Here is a 20,845-nt window from a genome sequence, read left to right as displayed (position 1 = left end):
AAAGCAACTATTCGGCCTCAGGGAGGCGATATGACCAATCCACAAGATAAAACCGAATCCGATGCGGATTTAGGTCAGCTTGTCATAGGGCTGGGGCCTTGCACCTATCTGTTGCTGCTCTTAGTGGGATTGATCCTCCTGTTTCCCTTTCTTGAAGAGGGCATATTTGACCGCATCTTGCTCGGCATTCTGTTTTCAACCGTGCTGCTCGTGGGCGCTTTCTCCACCAGGCAGACTCGGCAGGGAGTCATTCTCAAACTGTGTCTGGCGTTGCTGGGGGTCGGCCTTCTATGGGGGGCATTGTGGGCTGAGAGTGTCGCCGTTCTTAAACTTGCCGGGATGGCTTATACAGCGTCTCTTGCCATCTCGTTCAGCGGAGTGCTTCGCTATGTTCTCAAGCGCGGGCCCATTACGGCGGACAAACTGCATGGCGCGCTTGCAGGTTACATCCTGCTCGCGTTCGTCTGGTCATTCGTATATGCCTTGGTGGAGATGTCCAGCGCCGGTTCATTCGGCCCTGGCCACCTTGACTTCGTCCAACCCGGAAACTTCTTCAAGCTGATCTATTTTAGTCTTACGACCCTCACAACAACCGGTTACGGTGATTTTATTCCGTTAACCAATCACGCTCGTTCACTTGTGATGGTTGAAGAGTTTTCAGGGGTCTTTTACGTGGGTGTGGTGATAGCGCGGCTTGCCGGTCTTTATCCATCGAATCAGATTAAGTGACGCTCGATTTTCCTGAACCACTTCCGGGTATTGGTCAATAATCAGACTCAGTCGAATATTCCACCGATGCATGAATGGAATACAGCGCAAGCCCCGGTTTCAAAGCCCTCCGCCGAAGCGATATTGCCAGACGATGCCAATGGCATCGTATTCGCTGCCCGTACGAGTATGTCCGCCATTGCTCGCATTGAGCTTCACCGAATGGTTGCGGTTCAACGGTAGCGTGAGGGTGCATCCGTAGCGCGTATTTTCCTGGAAGTCATGGTTGCCGACGCCATCGATTGAAGTACTCCCCCCCTCAAAGTAGGTCGAATCCAGCGAGACCCAGACACCGCTCTCAAAGGCATAGATAAGATGCGCCTGCACCTGGTAAATCGGGTTCTGGGAAAGTGTGCGGTTGCCAAGGTACTCGTTGTTGTCGGTGTAATAAGTTGCCGCTCCGGACAATTCCAGGGTCACGGGCCCCAGACGCTTGGAAATCCCGAGTTCGGGCTTGAACGACCAGCGGTTGTTGCCGAGATTAACCAGCTTGTTCGCGTCGTACTGGCCGAGTGGCGCCGTGATCGCCAGGCTGGTGCCGATAATCACATCCTGTTTATAGCTGGGGAATTCAGCCAGGGACATCGCCGGGGCGCCATACACGTTGACCGAGAAGCGAAATCTTGGATCGATCAAACCCGTCACATTTCGCTCCTTGGGCTCACCGGCGAACAGGGCAGACCCCGTCAATTTTGCCTCAGGCACGACGATATCGAACTTCCCGGAGCGGCCCCAGATGTCCAGGGATCTGGCATAGGCAAACACTACAGTCTTGATATCGAGCTTGGCATCCTGGAGCGGGACCGAGGGGTTGGCCGTCACGTTGCCATGGAGATCGCTATAGCCCATGAGCAGGAAGTTGATACCGACCGGCGTATTGGCGTAGGACCTGGGCTCGAGGTCCTCTGCGCCGGCAATGGAGGTGACGAGGATGAGCGAGGCGGTTGCGAAACGAATCGGCCGAACGACGCAGAGTTGGTGTTTCATCCACATTCGCTCGCTGCCTGTCAGGCCCCGGAAGTTCTACTCATTGTAGTAGCGCATCCGTATTCGTCTGGCATTCATAGCGACCACGTTCCGACGGTGGTTCCAGCAGACTGCCCAGGCATCTTTTGCGCACGACGCAACATGACGTTGCGCCATGTCCATATTCTCCCGGCGAGGCGTGCCGCCTATTTTGTGGCCTGACAAACATCCAGCGGGTGACCTTCATTGGAACGTCACCGTTGTCGAACTTCAGGAGTCCACAGCATGAGTGTTTCAACAAGCGGTACGGCAGCGACGATAGCAAAAGCTTCAATGACGAGAGGGATGGTGCTTCTCTTTGCGTTTTGTTGTGGCGCCATCGTGGCCAACATCTACTACGCACAGCCGATTATCAGCCTGATCGCCCCGGATATCGGCATGTCCAATGGCAGCGCCAGTTTTATCGTATCGCTGACTCAAATCGGTTACGCACTCGGATTGTTCTTCCTGGTTCCCCTGGCGGACCTCATGGAAAATCGCCGGCTGATGATCGCAACGATCGTGGTTACGATCTTCAGCCTGATCGCAGCCGGCCTGGCCAGGCAGCCGAGTGTGTTCCTTGTCGTCTCGGCACTCATCGGTTTCAGCTCGGTCTCTGTGCAAATGCTGATTCCATTGGCCGCGCATCTGGCGCCGGAAGAGTCTCGCGGCCGAGTGGTGGGCGGGATCATGGGCGGCTTGCTGTTGGGGATCCTGCTGGCGCGGCCGCTGTCGAGCCTGGTTGCTGATCATTTTGGCTGGCGGGTCGTGTTTATCAGCGCGGCTGCGTTGATGCTCGTCATTTCCATGGTGATCGGCATGACCATGCCCAAATGGCAACCAGCCCATCGCGCGTCGTATGGCCAGTTGCTGAAATCCCTTGGCCAACTGTTTTGCCGCGAACCCGTATTACGTCAGCGAGCGCTCTATCAAGGGTTGATGTTTGCCGCGTTCAGTTTGTTCTGGACCGCTGTCCCGATGGTATTGAGCCGTGAGTTCGGCCTCTCGCAAAGTCAGATCGCGATTTTCTCCCTGGTCGGCGCCATTGGTGCAATCGCCGCACCTATCAGTGGTCGACTCGCGGATGCCGGGCACACTCGACGCGCCTCACAGTTGGCCATGATATTGGCCGCGGTGAGTTTCCTGCCCGCGTTCATCAATCCCTTTTACGGTGTGATTGGCTTGGCGGTTACCGGCATCGCGCTGGATTTCGCCGTGCAGATGAACATGGTGCTTGGGCAACGCGCCGTCTACGCCTTGGGCACTGCCAACCGAGGCCGTCTGAATGCGTTGTACATGATCAGCATCTTCATTGGCGGGGCGTTTGGCTCCTCGGTGGCCAGCTCGCTTTATGAACACTTCAGCTGGTTGGCGATTGCGGCCGTCGGCAGTGCACTGTCACTGGTGACCTTGATCGTCTTCCTGGTGGTGTCCCGTAGAGACGCGCAGAACCACTGAGTTATCGCGCTGCCTGAACGCCTGCCCGGTGACGGAACGGTTCACGTCCTCGGACGCCGGGTCGGGGTTCATAGCCAGCGCATTCTTTTGTTTTGTATGATGCCTCGATGAAGCTCGAGCGAGGCGTTATGCAAGACTCAAAAAAAACAACGGACTCACAGGGCACCGTCAAAGCGGCAACCCGGCGCCTTTCCCCAGAGGTCCGGGAAAAGCAGATCGTGCAGAAAGCCATCGAGCACTTCGCGACCTGCGGATTCTCGGGAAGCACCCGTGAGCTGGCCCGGCAACTGGACATCACCCAGCCTTTGCTTTATCGCTATTTCCCCAGTAAGGAGGCACTGATCGACCGCGTTTACGACGAGGTCTATCAGTGGGATGCTTCTTGGGAGACGGTGATCAAGGATCGTTCGCAACCCCTTCAGGAACGCCTGGTGCGTTTCTATACCTCATACGCCAACGTGATTTTGCGACGAGAATGGATTCGCATCTTCGTGTTCGCCGGGTTGACCCGTGAAGGCATCAACGATCGGTATCTGGCCAAATTACGTGAGCGCGTCTTCATTCCCGTTATTGCGGAAATACGCCACGCCCATGGCCTGGCGCCTTCCTCCGGTGAAACGATCAATGAAAAAGAGCTCGAACTGATCTGGAGTTTGCATGCCAGCATTTTCTATATCGGCGTGCGCAAATGGATCTACGATCTTCCGGTGACCGAGGACATTGACGCGCTGATAGAGCAGATGGTCGATGCGTTCCTCAATGGCGGTCCCCATGTATTGGCTCAGGTCGACAACGACATCGGCGGGACGCCTCGCTTGAGTTGATTTCCCGCCTGGCCACCTCCTGACATCCTGCTTTCACCCTTCTTTTTTCGACCACTCATCACCTGTTTCAGCCTTTGGCTGGATAGGTGGCGGGAGGGCGCGCACCTCGCTATTTCGCTCTGAAAAGCCCGTTCCAAATGCCTCAAGCGCGTTCTGCCAAGACGCCATCGCGACGCGGTTCAGGGGCAGTCGTTACAAAATCGCGTCCGCCGGCTATTTACATCAATTTCGTCAGGCCTTACTGTTTATCAACCGATAAATAACAACAAAAACTGTTGGAGGCATCATGCAAGTCCGAAAACTCGCTCATTACTCGATCCGGTCGTTCGACCTGGAAAAGTCCAGCCATTTTTATGAAAAGGTGCTCGGTTTCACCCCTGGCTACCGGCCGCCGTTCGAATTCCCTGGCGTGTGGTTGTACATGGGAGGGGACGAGCAGGATTTTGGTACGGTCCACATCATCGGGATCGATCCCGCCAACCCCGAGGGCCTGAAGAAGTATCTCGGCGATAAGGACATCCCGCTGAAGGGCACCGGGACCGTTGATCACATTGCGTTTCTGGTAACAGGCCTAGTTGAGTTCTGGGGCGCCCTGAAAGCCGAAGGCATTGCCTGGCGTGATCGCACCGTTCCGAGCCTGGGCCTGCATCAGGTATTCATCGAAGACCCTTCCGGCGTCACCATCGAACTGAACTTCCCGGCCTCCGAGATTGAAGCCGTCGGTTCCTACGCCGCCCAGGCCGCTGCGACGGTGGAGGTGCAACCATGATTAATATGCCGAACAAACGCCGCGCCATTGTCGTCGGTGGCTCGCTGGGTGGTCTGTTTGCAGCGAACATGCTGCTTCGCAAAGGTTGGGATGTCGAAGTCTTCGAACGGGTACCCGATGAACTCGCTGGACGAGGCGCAGGGATCGTTACACACCCTGAGTTGTTCGAAGCGATGGCCGCAGCGGGCATCCCACTCGATGCGTCGGTAGGTATCGATGTGCTGTCGCGCGTCACGCTGGACCAGGACGGCGATGTCGTACTGGAGAACGCACTCCCGCAAACGCTGACCGCGTGGGGAAAGATGTACCAGGTGCTTCGCGCCGCTTTTCCAGACGCGCTCTATCGTTGCGGCGGCAACGTCGTCTCGGTCGAAAGCACGGAGTCCCATGCCAGCATCACACTGGCCGATGGCTCCACGCATCAAGCAGACATCATCATTGCCGCCGATGGATTTCGCTCGACGATCCGCCAGCAGCTTTTGCCTGACTTGCATCTGCAATACGCCGGCTACATCGCCTGGCGCGGGTTGGTCGATGAAGGTGTTCTTTCCGACTCCGCCCACGCCGCGCTCTTCGATAAATTTGCGTTCTGCTTACCCCCGCGCGAACAGATTTTGGGGTATCCGGTTGCCGGCCAGTCGAACAGCACCCAGGCAGGCGAGCGTCGTTATAACTTCGTGTGGTATCGCACCAGCGGCGACGATGAGTTGAAGGACCTGCTCCGGGATGAGAGCGGTAAGCAGTTTGAAGGTGGAATTCCTCCGACGCTGATACGTCGTGACGTGCTCGCCGATATGTATGAGTCTGCCGATACGCTGCTGGCCCCACAGTTTGCCGAAGTCGTGAAGAAAGCTGCGCAGCCGCTGTTCCAGCCTATTTACGACCTTGAAGTACCGAAGATGAATTTCGGACGAATCGCCTTGCTCGGCGACGCTGCATTCGTGGTCCGTCCCCATTGCGGGATGGGTGTCACCAAGGCGGCCGGTGATGCCTTGGCCATCGTCGAAGCGCTCGAGCGACAGGCATCCGTTGAAGATGCCTTGGCGGACTACAGCGAGCAACGTTGCCGTTTCGGCGCCTCGATCGTTCAGCACGCCAGGCATCTTGGCGCCTATATGCAGGCGCAATTGAAAAGCGAGGAAGAGCGCGAAATGGCTGAGTTGTACCGGACTCCGGAAGCCGTGATGCGCGAAACGGCAGTGCCCGTGAAGTTTTAATTCAGTCACACGCCCTTCGCAGGAGAGAACCATGGAACATGCATATCCGCAAGACGGTGGCTCGGCCGTGTCCGCTGAACAGCTTGAAGACACTATTCAAAATCCGATTCTGGAAAACCCGCAGTTTCGTGCATTGGTCAAACAGCGACGAATATTTTCGTGGAGCATGACGGCGCTCATGCTGACAGTGTATTTCGGCTTCATTCTTACGCTGGCCTTTATTCCTGCCCGCCTGGGTACACCCATCACCGAAGGTCATCCCATGACGTGGGGCGTGCCGATTGGTTTCGGGATGCTCGCCTTCACGATTCTTCTCGTTGCCGTCTACGTCTGGCGCACCAACACCTGCTACGACCCCAAAATAAAAACAATCATCGGGAGCTTCAAAAAATGAAGCGTCTTCTTATTACATTCTCGGCCATCCTTGCTTCGGCAACTGTATACGCGAGCGATGTCCCGGCCGCCGTGCCCAAACACAACCCCATTGCCATCGGCATGTTCCTGGCGTTCGTCGTGTTTACTCTGTTTGTCACACGATGGGCGGCGCGCAAGAACAATAGTGTTGCCGATCACTATGCCGCAGGCGGGAAAATCACCGGTTTCCAGAATGGTTGGGCCATTGCCGGCGACTACATGTCCGCAGCGTCTTTACTGGGCATCTCCGCGTTGGTGTTTACCAGTGGTTTCGATGGACTGATCTACTCGATCGGCTTTCTCGCCAGCTGGCCGATCATTCTGTTCCTGATCGCGGAGCCGTTGCGCAACCTTGGGCGCTACACCCTGGCGGACGTACTGTCGTACAGGTTGAAGCAAAGACCCATACGAGCGTTCGCGGCGTCCAGCTCGATCGTGATCGTGCTGCTTTACCTGGTGTCTCAACTGGTCGGCGCCGGGAAACTGGTGGAATTGCTATTCGGTTTCGACTACACCGCGGCTGTACTGCTGGTGGGTACGCTGATGGTGATCTACGTGTTCTTTGGCGGGATGCTGGCCACCACCTGGATTCAGATTATCAAGGCAGTCTTGCTGCTGACCGGCTGCGTTTTCATGGCGTTCATGGTGTTATCCGAGTTCGGATTCAGCCTGAACCAACTGTTCACTCAAGCGATTCAGGTTCATCCGTCCCATGGGGCAATCATGAGCCCCGGCGGTTTGATTTCCGATCCGGTATCCGCCATTTCCCTGGGGTTGGCACTGGTCTTCGGTACGGCAGGTCTTCCACACATTCTTATGCGGTTTTTCACCGTCGGTGACGTTAAAGCCGCGCGCCAGAGCATTCTTTATGCCTCCGGTCTCGTCGGCATCGGCTATGCGCTGATAGTCATCATTGGCTTTGGCACCATCGCCCTGGTGGCAAGCAATCCGGCCTATCACGATGCATCCGGTGGAATATTGGGTGGCGTTAACATGGTTGCCATTCACCTTGCCCATAACGTCGGCGGCAATGTCTTCCTCGGATTCATGTGTGCGGTGTCGTTCTCGACCATATTGGCGGTCGTGGCAGGGTTGACCCTGGCGGGCTCGTCAGCGGTTTCTCATGATCTCTATGCCCATGCGTTGCGCCGCGGTACCGCCAGCGACCGTGACGAAATGCGTGTCTCTCGCGTGACGACCATCGTGCTGGGGGTGTTGTCGATTCTCCTGGCGATTGCATTTGAAAAGCAGAACATCGCCTTCATTGTCAGCTTAACGTTCTCCATCGCCGCCAGTTCCAACTTTCCGGTCCTGCTGTTATCGATCTACTGGAAAGGCCTGACAACCCGTGGTGCCGTGATGGGTGGATCGCTGGGGCTGGTATCGGCCATTACCTTGTGCATTCTCAGCCCAACCGTTTGGGTCAAGATCCTTCATCATCAGCAAGCCTGGTTCCCTTATGAATATCCGGCCCTGTTTTCAATGGCCGTCGCATTCATCGGTATTGTCTGGTTTTCCAAGACCGATCGCTCCGCCAGTGCCATCAACGAACGCAATCAATTCGAAAACCAGTTGGTCGATTCTGAACTGGGTACGCCGGCAACATGGAAGGCTCAGCTCAAAGCTGATTGATCCATGTCGTTGATGTCTGCATTAAATAATTTCTGAATAACGGCGCTTATGTTCCCTGTGCGGTCGGGACATTTGCGCCTGAAAAACGCTTAAACAACAATAATAATCTCAACTTGGGTGCAGAGAAATGAAATGTGCTTTTACCCTCGCGGCCGCCCTGTGTGTCTTGGCGCAGCAAACCCATGCGGCTGGTTTCATTGATGATAGTAAGGCGGCACTTAAACTGCGTAACTACTATATCAACAGCGATTATCGTGACTCCGCAACACCCGCGCAGGAAGCCGCCAATCAAAGTTATCAAGCGGAATGGGGACAGGCTTTCCAGTTGGAATATATCTCCGGATATACCCAAGGGCCTGTAGGCTTCGGTGTCGATGCGCTAGGCATGTTGGGTGTAAAGCTCGATTCAAGTGCCGGCAAGCATGGCAATCCAACGGGCAACAACTTTGGCGGTGTGGTGTTTCCAAGCGACGGCGATCATGCGGTTGACGATTTTTCCAGTCTGGGACTGACCGGGAAAGTGAAGATCTCCAAGACCGAGTTGAAGCTTGGCACTCTGGTACCGAAGCTGCCGGTTATCTATAGCAATGACGGGCGTTTGCTGCCGCAAACCTGGCAGGGAGCCCAGGTGACCTCTGCGGACATCAAGGATCTGACCCTGACAGGAGGGCAAATTGACGGGGTCAAGGGCCGGAACTCCAGCAATACCGAAAACATGTCCATTGCCGGCGCCAACAATCCGGTCACCGGTCGTTTCAGTAATAAATTCATTTATGCGGGCGGCGACTACAAACTGAGCAAAGACCTGACCTTGCAATATTATTACGGCAACCTTGAGGATTTTTATAAGCAACACTTTCTGGGGTTGATTCATAACTGGGCAATCGGTTCAGGCGTGCTGACCAGTGATCTCCGATATTTCAATAGCCAGGACGCTGGTGCGAACGGCCATGACCCCGCTTACTTTACGACAGGCTACTACGGCGGTAATACGCTAAAAGGCAAAGTCGACAATAACCTGTTCAGTGGTTTATTGACCTACGCCGTTGCCGGTCACACCTTCGGAGCCGGCTATGAGGTTAGCAACGGGAAAAGCGATTTCCCTTATTTAAACCAGGGTGACGGCCCGACCACTTACACCATCACGGAAATGCAGGTTCAGAAATTCGTGCACGCCGGCGAGAAGTCCTGGCAAGCACGCTACGCCTTTGACTTTGCAAAACTGGGCTTGCCCGGCGCGACCGCGGGGGTTGTCTACGTTAAAGGTGATGACATCAACACCATCGCGTCCAGCCATTCCAGTGAGTGGGAGCGCGATATAACGCTGGCCTATGTCGTGCAATCGGGACCGTTGAAAGGCGTTAGCCTCATGTGGAAAAACGCGATGGTACGAAACAACATCCCGAACACCCGCCAACAGGACGAAAACCGGATCATCATTAATTACCAACTGGCATTGTTTTAGGCGTTATCCGGTAGAGCGCGGGTGAAAACTTATTCAGCGGGCTGGCTGCCCGCTTGACTGACAGGCAGCGCTTAAAGGCGTGTTGCGTGTACATGCCGTTCTCTTCCAACGGCATGTTTTATAGAAGAGAAACATTTCCCTTGAATGGGGTAGGGCGGTGCGAGTGATCCTCCACCGCCCTTTTTTATCCCAGGTGTGCGATAGCCGACCGATTCAGCCCGTCAGGATCGCTCATGATCCCAACGCTTCCTGCCAGCCACGTCGAGCCAGTGGCAGATCGAGCAAACGCTTGCCGGTGGCATCCCGAATGGCGTTACCCAGCGCTGCGGCCATGGGGCCCTGGACGATTTCCGCGGCACCGAGAAATGGCTGGTCCGGCTGATCGATCATGTGGACCTCGATCTGTTTAGGCACCTCGGAAAAACGCATGATCGGATAGCCGCTCCAATCGAAGCTATGCAGGCCACTGGCGTCGTAGAGAATTCGTTCATAGAGCGTCCAGCTGGCGGACTGCACGATGCCACCCTGAACCTGATTGAGCAGCCCGTCAGGGCTGACAATTTGCCCCACATCGACGGCGGTCACCACCCGATCAATCGTCACTTGCCCGGTCTGGCGCTGCACATGCAACTGCACGGCAATGGCGCAGTAACCCATGATGTTTTTATAGCGGGCGAAGGCGAAGCCGATTCCGCTGCCGGGGCCTGTGGCTTTTTGCGGCCAGTTGAACGCACTGGCCACCCGATCCACCACCGCAAGTGCTCGCGGATCGCTCAAGTGATTCCGGCGAAATTGCACCGGATCCACAGCAGCCCGCGCCGCCAGTTCATCCACCGTGCTTTCGATGGCGAACACATTGATATGGGCACCCAGCGAACGCATGGCCGAGGTCCTGAAGGGCATGGTCAGCACAAAATTCAGATCAACCTGCAGATTGGGTATCTCATACAACGGAACCGCGTTACGGTCGCCGTCGCCCTCGGGTTGGGCGATAGGGACCGAAGGCGCAGGGGTGAAGGGTTTGGCCAATAGCCACGCCGGCAGCAGGCGCCCGGCATTGACGATGCGTTCATTGTGCGGGGTACTCCAGAGTTCGTATTTCCAGTCACGAAGACGCCCGCTGTCGTCCAGTCCCGCTTCCACTTCAGCCAGCATTGCCGAGCTGTAGGGCTCCCAGAGATTTTCCTGTTCGCGCATCCATTGCACCCGTACGGGTTTGCCAGGCAGGGCCATGGCGATCAACGCGGCATCGGCGGCGGCGTCATCGGCGCCGTTGTGGCCATAGCAACCTGAGCCTTCAGCATGGATGCAGCGTACCTGCTGCACGGGCAGACCCAGCATCTCGGCGATGCCCATGCGCAGAGGATAAACACCCTGGGTGTGGGTCCAGACGGTCAGCATCCCCTCCTTGAACCAAGCCACCGCGCAAGACGGCCCGATGGAACCGTGCATCAGGTATTGCCTGGTCACCCGTGCCTTGTACCCAGGGGATTCGGGTTGCGTGAGGTGACCCTTGGCGCTCACCGGGTAGCGTCGCGCCGGCAACTCGGTGAGCAGTTGATGGATATGTGTCGAGTCAGGTAGTGGATTTCCTTCGGTCCAGCGGGCAGTTGCGTAGCCCTCGCGCATCGCTTTGACCGCCAGCCATTCATCGGTGGCGACCACCGCGAGGTAACTGCCGTTACGGACCAGCTTCACCACACCGGGGAGTTTGTTGAGGGCCGCCTCGTCAATGTCCAGTAGCTGACTGCCGCGCCGGGGTGGGCGTATCACGCGAGCATGCAGCATGTCCGGCAGGCGCATGTCCTGCACATAGGCCGCACCGCCGCTGACCTTGGCCGGGATGTCCAGCCTGGGCAATGATGTGCCGATCAGGGTGAAACTGCTGGCTGGCTTGAAGGGGGAACTCGCGGAGGCGAAGCGATGCAATTGAACCCCGTTCACCGCTTGTACGTAGGTCATGCTGCGGCCTTGCCCATCGTGGATCACCGCGTCCCGCGTGCTCAGGCTGTCGGTATTGCATTGCCATTGGCGAGCCGCGGATTCGAGTAACAACTGGCGCACCTGGGCCGCCGCGTTGAACAGCGCAGTGCCGCTGTCGACGATCGTATGGCTGCCGGCGGTGTAGCCCTCATTGGGTGTCAGCGCAGTGTCGGCGGTGAGAAAACGGATGAGACCCGGTGACACTTCCAGGCGTTCAGCGGCGATCTGCAGGAGCGCGGTCTTGACGCCAGTGCCCAGCTCCACTTTGCCGGTGTAGACGGTAATGCCGTCTTTCGCGTCAATGCGGATCCAGGCGTCCAGATAGGGCGTGGCCCGCAAACTGCCTGGCAGATCAGGCGCCAGGATTTCCGTACCCAGGGTGTCCACTTCGGTGTCGGCGAAGGCACGCGGGATACTCGGGAGCATGGCGAACCCCATCACCAATGCACCGTTTATCACGAAGGCGCGGCGGCTCAGATCGACGTTTTGCCTTGAGGACTTCATACCTTGTCTCCCTGCGCGATGACCGACTTGATAGCGGCGAGGATCCGTACATGAGTGCCGCAGCGGCACAGGTTGGGCGCCATGTGGCGACGAATCGTGTCATCGTCCGGATGAGGGTTTGCCTCCAACAGCGCCTGCGCCCGTACGATCATCCCCGCGATGCAATAACCACACTGGGCTGCCTGCTCGTCGATAAAGGCTTTCTGCAACGGCCCCGGTTTGTCGGCACTGCCCAGGCTCTCCACGGTGCGCACGGACTTGCCCGCCAGCGCGCCGCAGGGCGTCAGGCATGAAAACACCGGCTTGTCGTTCACTAAAACCGTGCAAGCGCCGCACTGACCCAGACCGCAGCCGTATTTCGCGCCATTGAGCCCTACCTGGTTGCGCAGGGCATACAGCAGCGGCATGTCTTGCGGGATGTCCAGTTCATGCGTCTTGCCGTTGATGTCGAGTGTGATCACGGTGGCTACTCCTGAGTCCGAATGCTCTTGATTGTCTTGTCGAGATCCGTCCAGGGCCTGGTCGGGCAGCGCTCGTTGCGCAAGTACTCGGCGATGGCGGCGAGGTGGGTGTCATCCAGACTGTCTGCGAAGGCCGGCATGTAGTGGCTGGCAGCGGCAGTGGACATCGGGATGCCCTGCAAAATGGTCTGGATCAGATTACGTGGCGAGTCCGCCCTGACGGCGCTGGTGTTGACCAGCGCGGGTCTCGAATCAAGGGTGCGCATGGGGGCGGCGGAGCTGTGGCAACTTGCGCAGGCACCCTCGAACAGCGCCGCACCGGGCAGCGTCTTGGCAGTGGGATTGGCCGCTGGCGGGCAGGGCGGTGACGTGGCGTCCGACGAGGTTTTTTTGAGGTCAAGGATATAGCGGGCGATGGCCTGGGCATCTTCCACCGGCAATTGCGCGATGCTCAGGCTGACCGGCAACATCGGGCCCGCCGCCGCGCCGTGATCTTCGGCGACCTTGCCCGTCAGATAGGCGACCAACTGGGCTTCATTCCAGGGGTGTTGCGCGTCGGCCATCCCGCGCAGGGAGGGGGCCGTCCAGCCGTCGACGATACCGCCGTTGAATAGCTCGCCGCTCTTTTCGCCGCCAATCAGATTCAGCGGCGAATGACAGGACGAACAGTGTCCCGCGCCTTCGACCAGATAGCGTCCGCGGTTCCATTGCGCAGACCGGTCGGGAAGCGGTTCCAGCGGGTCGCCATGCAGGAACAGCAAGTTCCAGAACGACACCAGCGCACGGAAGTTCATGGGGAAAACCATATGGTTTTCAGGTGCGGTGTATTTGACCGGGTCCACGCTCATCAGGAAGGCGTAGGCATCCGCGATATCGGCACCACTCAACTTTCGGTAATGCACGTAGGGGAAGGCCGGGTAGAGGAAGTGACCGTCGCGGGCGATGCCTTCACGCATGGCTCGTTCAAAGGCCGGCAGCGACCACTTGCCGATACCGGTTTCCGGGTCCGGGGTGATGTTGGTGGTGAAGAGTGTTCCGAAGGGCGTGATCAATGGCAAGCCGCCCGCCATGTAATCGCCCCCGGGCCGCGTGTGGCAGACCGCGCAGTCGCCCGCTTCGACAATGCGCCGGCCTCTGTCCAGGGTTTCCTTTCCGGCACTCTGCGGCGGGCTGACAGCAGCGATTTCCGGCCTCCACATCATCCAGAACGCGAACCCTATTCCCACCACGCCGAGCGCCACAACGGCACCGATGATCGTCTTGCGCTTCATCGCCTTACCTCTCGAACTGAGTAAACGACAGATTTTTCAATCCGCCGCGTGCGATTGGCGTACGGCGATTTCTGCTCGGTGAGCTTAGACAGGGCGCTGGTGATCGTGTAGTCCATCAAGACGCAACGCTACGTTGCGCCGTGCGCAACGGCAGCCATGGGCCGACGCGCCGATCACCTCAGCGTTGCGTTTTGCGAAAAGCAACGTTGCGCGGCAGGTGGATATTCCGGAGGGCGCTGGAGGCTTACCTTGGGGGTGTGAAAACATTCAACCACGGAGACCATCATGAGTTTGCATTCATCAACCATTCAGGTGACTTACGACTTCATCTGCCCATGGTGCTGGATCGGTGAGGAAAACCTCGAGCGCGCACTGGCCGCGTCGGGTTTTCCAACTGACCACCCCATTCATTTCCTGCCTTACCAATTGAACCCGGACATGCCTGTTCGAGGCATGGATCGCAAGGCCTATCGCTCTGGCAAATTCGGCAGTTGGGCGCGCAGCCAGGCCATGGACGCGCAGGTCACCCACGCCGGTAAAGCCGTCGGCCTCGGGTTCCATTATGAGCGCGTCGAAACAACCCCCAACACCCTGGCCGCGCATCGCTTGGTATGGCGCGAGCAACAGGCGGGTAAAGACGCTGCATGCCTGGTCAAGGCCATTTTCAAGGCGTACTTCGGCGAGGGGCGGGATATCGGCGACCTCAATGTGTTAGCCGATATCGCTGGCGAAACAGGACTGGACCGCAAAGTCATTGTCGACTTTCTCAACACCGATGAAGGCACGACTGAAGTCTTGAAGCTCGAAGCGCAAAGCAAGGCGTCCGGTGTGCGTTCGGTGCCGACCATTGAGATCGCGGATGACGTGATCAGTGGCGCACAACCCAGCGAAATCATGATCCAGATACTGAAACAAAACCAGGCCGCTTGAGCCGCTTGTTCAATCCCGATCCCTACAGGAAATTATCATGTCCCAGCACTTGTTCAGCCCCATCAAACTCGGTCAACTCAACCTTGATCACCGTGTCGCCATGGCCCCTTTGACTCGCTCGCGGGCGGGGCAGCCCGGCAACGTGCCGACATCGATGAACGTCGAGTACTACCGTCAACGCGCCAGTGCCGCGTTGATCATCACCGAGGCCACTCAGATTTCGCAGCAGGGTCAGGGTTACGCCTGGACGCCGGGCATCCATAGCGACGAGCAGATTCACGGCTGGAAAGCGGTCAGCGACGCCGTGCATGCGGAGGGCGGGCGCATTTTCCTGCAGCTTTGGCATGTGGGGAGGGTGTCACACCCCGTGTTTCAACCGAACGGCGGCTTGCCGGTCGCGCCGACCGCACAGCCGGTCCCCGGCAAGACCTTCATCCTCAATGAGCAGGGCGAGGGGGTGTGGGGTGATGTTCCTGTCCCTCAGGAACTGGACATCCCGGGGATCGAAGCGATCGTTTCCGATTTCCGCAAGGCCGCGCGCAATGCGCTTCTGGCCGGTATGGACGGCGTGGAAATCCACGCGGGCAATGGCTACCTGCTGGACCAATTCATCAACAGCGCCAGCAATCAGCGCAGCGATCGCTACGGTGGAAGTATTGAAAACCGTGCACGGCTGCTGCTCGAAGTGGTTCAAGCGGTGACCGAAGAAGTCGGGGCCGAACGCGTTGCCGTACGCCTGACACCGATGGGGCGATTCATGGGAATGGGCGATGACACCCCGGAACAGACCTTTGGCTACATTGCTTCCCGGCTCAATCAATGGAATCTCGCCTACCTGCACCTGGTGGAACCGATGATGGTCGGCACGGTGCTCGATGAAAGTAATGATCCACGCTGGGACGCCATCATCAAACAGCTGCGTGCTGACTTCCACGGCGTTCTGATGCTGGCGGGGGGGTACACCGCAGAGACCGCTGAACGCGCCATCGCGCAAGGGCGTGCCGACGTCATCGCGTTCGGTCGCCCGTTCATTGCCAACCCCGACTTGCCGGCTCGCCTGCGCGGGCGTACCGAACTCAACCCGGCGGACGGCAACAGCTTTTTTGGCGGCGACGCCAAGGGCTATATCGACTATCCGGCGCTGGCATAACGCAGCTCAAAACCGGTTGGTTCGGGAATCACCACTACGCAAGGAGAAAGGTAATGAAGAGTCCGGATAGTCCGAAAGCCCTGGTCATCGGTGGTTCTCTGGGCGGCCTGTTTGCCGCCACAGCGTTGCGGGCAATTGGCTGGCAAGTCGATGTTTTCGAGCGCTCCCCCGCGGCAATGGATAGCCGTGGCGGAGGCATTGTTCTGCAAGCGGATGTCCTGCAGCATTTTCGCTATGCAGGCATCCAGCATACCCATGCGCTGGGTGTCCGCTCCCATGATCGTCTGTATCTGGATCGAGCCGGTAGCGTCTTGCATAAAGAACCGATGCCGCAAACACAGACGTCCTGGAACACCGTGTACAACGCATTGTTTTCGGCATTTCCCGCCGAGCACTATCACCGTGGCAAGACGCTGGTGGATCTGGCTCAGGACGAGCACGGGGTGACGGCGATGTTCGCCGATGGCAGTCGTGCCGAGGCAGACCTGCTGGTGGGGGCCGATGGGGCGGGTTCATCCGTGCGGAGCAGGGTGTTGCCCGGGGCGCAACCTGGCTATTCGGGCTATGTGGTTTGGCGTGGGCTTGTTGATGAAGACCGACTTGCAGACTTCGCCAAGACGCAGCTTTACGAGGACTTTGTCTTTCAACAGGACCCTGGATCGCTGATGCTCGAATACATGGTGCCGGGCTTGAACGGCTCCATTGAGCCTGGCGAGCGTCGGTTCAACTGGCTATGGTATTTGAAAGCCGCGCAAGGGCCGGAACTGGACGCCGTGCTCACTGATCGCGACGGCCAGCGGCGTAACCACTCCATTCCACCGGGGGCTTTGGCGGCGGAGCAGGAGGCTTATCTGCGGGAAATGGGCGAGCGATATGCAAATCCGGCTTTTCGCGAACTGATACGCCAGACCCAGGACATTTTTGTCCAGGCGATCCTTGATCTCGACGTTCCACAAATGGTGTTCGGACGCGTGCTGTTGACCGGCGATGCCGCTTTTGTACCGCGGCCCCATACCGCCGGAAGCACGGCCAAGGCGGCCCGCAATGCACTGTTCCTGGCGCAGGCCATCGACGACAATGGCGATCTCGACAAAGCCCTGCAGACCTGGCAAAGACAGCAACTTGCAGAAGGCAAGCGCATGAGGGACTGGGGAGTGCACATGGGCAATCGGATCATGGGCATCACGCCATCCTGATTCAGCGGCTCGTATCGGGTTTAATCCACCTGGTTAAGCACATCCATGCAAGACGTGAAACGCCTGGTCATGCACAGTCGTTACCTTACCTTTTCGATCCTGGACTCCGCTTATGGATAAGTTGCTGGCGCTCAAAATGTTTGTCGAAACCGTACGCTGTGGGGGGTATTCGTCTGCGGCGCGCAAGCTTGGCATCTCCACTTCGTCTGTGACCCGGCAGGTAGCGGGGCTGGAGAGTGAGTTGGGCGCCAGCTTGCTCAATCGCACCACGCGCAACACGAGCGTCACGGTGGCAGGGCAGCACTATTTCGATAAAGCCGTGGCGATCCTCGAGGCCATCGACGAGGCCGATGCCGTCGTGACCGACCGTGGCAGCGAAGCCCAGGGACGCTTACGGGCCAGCGTCCCGGTGGAGTTCGGCCGACGCATCATCGCGCCGCATCTGGGACGACTGCTGGATCGTCATCCTGGCCTGGAGATCAGCCTCGCGCTGAGCGACGAGGTCAGTGACCTGCTCAGCGAGCAGATAGATGTGTCCGTGCGCCTGGGTTCATCGGTCGTCAGTGAAGACATCGTCAGCAAGCGCCTGGGCGATTTCCAGCGTTGGGTAGTGGCGAGCCCCGATTACCTGACGCGTACCGGACTGCCCAGGCACCCCCATGATCTGCTGGAGCACCAATGCCTGCGTTTTGATTACCGCACAGGCCACCACAATTGGACATTCCAGGGTGATGAGGAAATCATTCGCTTGAATGTGCAGGGAAGGCTGCAAAGCAACAACGCCGACATTCTGCGTGAGGCGGCGTTGGCCGGGGGCGGGGTGACGCTATTGGCCGACTGGCTGGTGCGTGACGATGTCAGCGCAGGTCGCCTCACGCGTGTGCTGGAGCAGTACGAGGTCAACCCTGGCAGTGCCAGCAGTTGTATTAATGCGCTGTACCTGCCCAATCATCGTGGTTCCAGTCGCATTAATGTGTTCATTGAATTTCTGCAGGAAATCCTCGCACCCTGAGCATGTGCCGTGCATTTGACTACCCGGCCTGTGCGACATTGCCCAAGGCGGTTCAGGCAGGGTAGATATCCATCCATGAGGCCGGCAGGGCGGCGATGATCAATCGCCCACTTTGATGTCCAGCCGCTTGAACCTCGATGCCAGTGTCGTGGGCTTGAGACCCAGCCGTTCAGCAGCACCGCCCTTGCCGAACAGCTTTCCATCCGCGGCCTTCAGTGCTGCCTGCATGTTGTTGCGTTCAAGCTCGCGAATCTGGGCGTCAGTCATGATCACGGACAAGGGGGGAGGTTGTGGCGTGGCGTTGAGGCTGGCTTTAGGTTCGTCGGGCAAATCCAGGTTCAGGTCCGCGCCGATCGAGGTGATCAACGCACGCTCGATGACGTTTTGCAACTCGCGAATATTGCCTGGCCATGAGTAGCGTTGCAGGCGTTCGATGTCGCTGTTGCGCAATCGCCTGCCAGGCATGTTCAAGCGTTTGCCGGTCTGCTTGAGGAAGTGTGCGGCCAGGGCGCCGATGTCCATCGATCGATCACGCAATGGCGGCGACTTGATCGGGAATACGTTCAGGCGAAAGTACAGGTCTTCGCGAAAGTGCCTGGCCTCGACTTCCTGACGCAGATCGCGGTTGGTCGCGGCAATGATCCTGACATCGACCTTGCGCGTGCGTTCTTCACCGACGCGCTCGAACTGACCTTCCTGCAACACTCGCAGTAGCTTGCTTTGCAGCTCCAGGGGAATTTCGCCGATTTCGTCGAGGAACAGCGTGCCTCCGTCAGCCAGCTCAAAGCGCCCGACGCGATCACGCACCGCCCCGGTAAACGCGCCCCGGATGTGCCCGAAAAACTCGCTCTCGAACAATTCCGCAGGGATCGCCGCGCAATTGACCCGAATCAGCGGATGGGCATTGCGGCGACTGGCCTGGTGGATGGCGCGGGCAATCAGCTCCTTGCCCGTTCCCGATTCACCGTTGATCAACACGCTGGCATCGGTCGGGGCGACCACGTCGATCTGCCGGATGATTTTTTTGATCGGCTCGCTCTGGCCGACGATTTCGCGGAAGTTGTGCTCGATGTGAATCTCTTCCTGCAAGTAAGCGTTCTGCTCTTCGAGACGCTCCTTGAGTACCTTGAGTTCATCCAGGGCACTTTGCAGCTGGTTTTCCGTGCTGCGCCGCTCGGTGATGTCGCGGAACACCACCACCGCACCGACGATACGGCCCTCGGAAATCACCGGAGTGCTGGTGAATTCCACCGGAAACGAACTGCCATCCCGGCGCCAGAACACTTCCTGACGACCCTCATGAATCACACCATCGTGCACCGCCTTATAGATCGGGCACTGTTCGACCGGGTAATGACTGCCATCGGCATGGGTGTGGTGGTGAATGCGGTGGATGTTCTTGCCGATCATGTCCTGGGTTTCCCAACCCAGCATCCGCGCACAGGCGGGGTTGACGAAGGTGGCCAGGCCCTCGCTGTTGATGCTGTAGATGCCGTCGCCCACGGAACTGAGCAGCAGTTGGTTGTCGCGTTCATTTTCCTGGAACAGGTTAAGGATGTTGCGCCACTCGATCAGCCCGCCGCGCATGGTGCGCTCGGTCTGGGCCTGGTCGCGCTGGTACTTCTCCTGACTGCGTTCACGCAGCACCAAAATGAGGTGTTGTACGCCCTTGATTTGTAGGGTGGTGGCGGAGATTTCCAGTTCGATGCGTTCGCCGCTTTTGCAGTTGCAACTCAGTTCATCTGTCCAGCCGCGGCCTTTGTCCATCACTGCCTGGGTGAAGACGATCAGGTCCGCCAGTTGATGCCCGAACAGCTTGCTCACCGGTAGCTCCAGCAGTTCCTGGCGGGGATAGCCGAGCAACTTGCAGGCGGCGATGTTCAGGTCGCCCAACCGGTCGGAAAACGGATTGAGCAGCGCGATGGCTTCGGCGCAATGTTCAAACACCATATGCCGTGACGAATACGCCAGGTCGGCCCAACCGCTGAGAGAGTCTGCTTCAGTCATGACTACGAAATCTCGTGTTTTGCCACTACGAATACTCGTATTTCTACGGGAATGCGTGGTTCGGCGAAAGCATCAGATGCGAAATCAAACACCGGATCAGTTCAGTATTTACATAAAAATCAATGGGATAAGTCGTTACGAAAAAGGTTTTATTTTTCTGGCACGGCGTTCGCTCTATCTCCTGCAACCCGGCAGCCAATACAGGCTGACGTCAAAGCACGAAGAAAACTGGAGAGCGACACTATGCCAAGCGTGGACATCCCCCATTACAAAGACGGCGACTTCCTGGTCAATTACGAAGAAAAAGTCTTCGAGGACATCAAAGCCGAGCCTGGTGAGAAAGTGCTGATCACCTTTCACACCATCGCTTTCGAGGGCTCCATTGGCCTGGTCAATATGCTTCAAGCCAAGCGCCTGCTGCGCAAAGGCTTCGAAACCAAAATCCTGCTGTATGGACCCGGCGTGCAGTTGGGCGTGCAACGCGGCTTCCCGACCTTGGGCGCCGAAGCATTTCCCGGCCACCTGGCGGTGAACAAGCAGTTGATGCAGTTCATGGAGGAGGGCGGTGAGGTTTACGCCTGCCGCTTCGCCCTGCAAGCGCTGTACGGCCAGACCGAAAAAGCCCTGATCGAAGGCATCCGCCCGATCAACCCACTGGACGTCATGGACCTGCGCCTGCTGATGCGCCGTGAAGGCGCGATGATCATCGATACCTGGACCGCCTGACGCACAAAAAACCTTGTGGGAGCGAGCTTGCTCGCGATCGGTGTAACTGATGC

General features: G+C 57.9%; 18 protein-coding genes. 13 read left to right on the top strand and 5 right to left on the bottom strand.

Going from position 1 to position 20,845, the window contains the following annotated elements; translation table 11 throughout:
- Window positions 1–30 precede the first annotated feature (30 nt).
- Complete coding sequence (locus tag GQ39_RS09535) at window positions 31–729, top strand: ion channel (protein WP_047529210.1); 699 nt, start codon at window positions 31–33, stop codon at window positions 727–729.
- A gap of 99 nt (window positions 730–828) precedes the next feature.
- Here GQ39_RS09535 and GQ39_RS09530 read toward each other — a convergent pair whose 3' ends face one another.
- A complete protein-coding gene (locus tag GQ39_RS09530; RefSeq protein ID WP_236693090.1) occupies window positions 829–1,755 on the bottom strand; it encodes a transporter in 927 nt (308 codons plus the stop codon).
- A 264-nt stretch (window positions 1,756–2,019) separates the two neighbouring features.
- On the opposite strand from GQ39_RS09530, the gene GQ39_RS09525 reads away from it, so the two are divergent.
- The 7 genes from GQ39_RS09525 (at window position 2,020) to GQ39_RS09495 (ending at window position 9,552) form a co-directional block, all read left to right on the top strand.
- The gene (locus GQ39_RS09525) at window positions 2,020–3,231 is read left to right on the top strand and encodes an MFS transporter (protein ID WP_081997880.1); all 1,212 of its coding nucleotides are present in this window, start codon (window positions 2,020–2,022) and stop codon (window positions 3,229–3,231) included.
- A 128-nt stretch (window positions 3,232–3,359) separates the two neighbouring features.
- A complete protein-coding gene (locus GQ39_RS09520) occupies window positions 3,360–4,055 on the top strand; it encodes a TetR/AcrR family transcriptional regulator (RefSeq protein ID WP_047529203.1) in 696 nt (231 codons plus the stop codon).
- A gap of 286 nt (window positions 4,056–4,341) precedes the next feature.
- Entirely contained in the window at window positions 4,342–4,824 is a 483-nt protein-coding gene (locus GQ39_RS09515; RefSeq protein WP_047529201.1) for a VOC family protein, read from the top strand.
- On the top strand, window positions 4,821–6,041 hold the full coding sequence (locus GQ39_RS09510) for an FAD binding domain-containing protein (RefSeq protein WP_047529199.1): 1,221 nt from the start codon (window positions 4,821–4,823) through the stop codon (window positions 6,039–6,041). Before GQ39_RS09515 ends, GQ39_RS09510 begins: the two co-directional genes overlap by 4 nt.
- A 31-nt stretch (window positions 6,042–6,072) precedes the next feature.
- On the top strand, window positions 6,073–6,435 hold the full coding sequence (locus GQ39_RS09505; protein ID WP_047529197.1) for a DUF485 domain-containing protein: 363 nt from the start codon (window positions 6,073–6,075) through the stop codon (window positions 6,433–6,435).
- Entirely contained in the window at window positions 6,432–8,087 is a 1,656-nt protein-coding gene (locus GQ39_RS09500; RefSeq protein WP_047529196.1) for a cation acetate symporter, read from the top strand. The genes GQ39_RS09505 and GQ39_RS09500 overlap by 4 nt, the downstream gene beginning before the upstream one ends.
- A 127-nt stretch (window positions 8,088–8,214) precedes the next feature.
- Window positions 8,215–9,552 (top strand): OprD family porin, encoded by a 1,338-nt coding sequence (locus tag GQ39_RS09495; RefSeq protein WP_047529194.1) that lies wholly within the window; start codon window positions 8,215–8,217, stop codon window positions 9,550–9,552.
- 231 nt (window positions 9,553–9,783) lie between these two features.
- Here the strand turns inward: GQ39_RS09495 and GQ39_RS09490 are convergent, their stop codons facing one another.
- The 3 genes from GQ39_RS09490 to GQ39_RS09480 are packed head-to-tail and all read right to left on the bottom strand — an operon-like array spanning window position 9,784 to window position 13,771.
- The gene (locus tag GQ39_RS09490; protein ID WP_047529192.1) at window positions 9,784–12,039 is read right to left on the bottom strand and encodes a xanthine dehydrogenase family protein molybdopterin-binding subunit; all 2,256 of its coding nucleotides are present in this window, start codon (window positions 12,037–12,039) and stop codon (window positions 9,784–9,786) included.
- Window positions 12,036–12,500 (bottom strand): (2Fe-2S)-binding protein, encoded by a 465-nt coding sequence (locus GQ39_RS09485; protein WP_047529190.1) that lies wholly within the window; start codon window positions 12,498–12,500, stop codon window positions 12,036–12,038. The genes GQ39_RS09490 and GQ39_RS09485 overlap by 4 nt, the downstream gene beginning before the upstream one ends.
- Window positions 12,501–12,505: 5 nt before the next feature.
- Window positions 12,506–13,771, bottom strand: coding sequence for a cytochrome c (locus tag GQ39_RS09480; protein WP_047529188.1), 1,266 nt, complete (start codon window positions 13,769–13,771; stop codon window positions 12,506–12,508).
- Between the two features lie 285 nt (window positions 13,772–14,056).
- Between GQ39_RS09480 and GQ39_RS09475 the strand changes: the two genes are divergently transcribed.
- The 4 genes from GQ39_RS09475 to GQ39_RS09460 all read left to right on the top strand — a co-directional run bounded on the left by GQ39_RS09475 (window position 14,057) and on the right by GQ39_RS09460 (window position 18,059).
- Window positions 14,057–14,701, top strand: coding sequence for a DsbA family oxidoreductase (locus tag GQ39_RS09475; protein WP_047529186.1), 645 nt, complete (start codon window positions 14,057–14,059; stop codon window positions 14,699–14,701).
- Window positions 14,702–14,738: 37 nt separating this feature from the next.
- The gene (locus GQ39_RS09470) at window positions 14,739–15,851 is read left to right on the top strand and encodes an alkene reductase (protein WP_047529184.1); all 1,113 of its coding nucleotides are present in this window, start codon (window positions 14,739–14,741) and stop codon (window positions 15,849–15,851) included.
- Window positions 15,852–15,904: 53 nt separating this feature from the next.
- Window positions 15,905–17,047 (top strand): FAD binding domain-containing protein, encoded by a 1,143-nt coding sequence (locus tag GQ39_RS09465; RefSeq protein WP_047529182.1) that lies wholly within the window; start codon window positions 15,905–15,907, stop codon window positions 17,045–17,047.
- A gap of 112 nt (window positions 17,048–17,159) precedes the next feature.
- Entirely contained in the window at window positions 17,160–18,059 is a 900-nt protein-coding gene (locus tag GQ39_RS09460) for a LysR family transcriptional regulator (RefSeq protein ID WP_047529180.1), read from the top strand.
- Between the two features lie 99 nt (window positions 18,060–18,158).
- Here GQ39_RS09460 and GQ39_RS09455 read toward each other — a convergent pair whose 3' ends face one another.
- The gene (locus tag GQ39_RS09455; RefSeq protein WP_047529179.1) at window positions 18,159–20,066 is read right to left on the bottom strand and encodes a sigma 54-interacting transcriptional regulator; all 1,908 of its coding nucleotides are present in this window, start codon (window positions 20,064–20,066) and stop codon (window positions 18,159–18,161) included.
- Window positions 20,067–20,309: 243 nt separating this feature from the next.
- On the opposite strand from GQ39_RS09455, the gene GQ39_RS09450 reads away from it, so the two are divergent.
- Complete coding sequence (locus tag GQ39_RS09450) at window positions 20,310–20,792, top strand: MSMEG_0572/Sll0783 family nitrogen starvation response protein (protein ID WP_047529177.1); 483 nt, start codon at window positions 20,310–20,312, stop codon at window positions 20,790–20,792.
- Window positions 20,793–20,845 lie beyond the last annotated feature (53 nt).

Origin of the sequence: Pseudomonas sp. 11/12A, assembly GCF_000800055.1 — a bacterium.
GTDB lineage: Bacteria > Pseudomonadota > Gammaproteobacteria > Pseudomonadales > Pseudomonadaceae > Aquipseudomonas > Aquipseudomonas mohnii.
This window is presented reverse-complemented; position numbering and strand designations above follow the sequence as displayed.